This window comes from Flavobacterium jejuense (assembly GCF_006491595.2).
Taxonomy (GTDB): Bacteria; Bacteroidota; Bacteroidia; order Flavobacteriales; family Flavobacteriaceae; genus Flavobacterium; species Flavobacterium jejuense.
Window position 1 is genome coordinate 1 of the sequence record NZ_VEVQ02000063.1, and the last position, 279, is coordinate 279.

Annotated in this window: 1 protein-coding gene; it reads right to left on the reverse strand. The window is 36.9% G+C overall.

The genetic code is table 11. The features are described 5' to 3' along the window. The coding region (locus FIA58_RS21885) for a hypothetical protein (RefSeq protein WP_208022847.1) at positions 1–279 on the reverse strand (279 nt) is incomplete at both ends.

A 279-nucleotide genomic window follows, 5' to 3' on the forward strand; every position in this document is an offset into this window, starting at 1 on the left:
GGTCCTAACAGCAGAATAGTTTGAAGTTCCTGTTGTAGCGTCCCAACTTCTAATAGTGTAATAGTATGTTTTTCCAGCTTTTGGTCCTTCAAAACTACCTAATGCGGTTTCGTTCCAATAATAATTACTAGTGTTAATACTTGCATTTACTACTACAGTAGCATTTGGAGCTGTATTTGATGTAAAACCATTAGCAGCTGTCCATCCGGAATTTGAAGTTGAAACTTGTATTCTAAAAGCACCTGCGTTAACAGGAGAAGTATAGGTAAAGTTGATAGG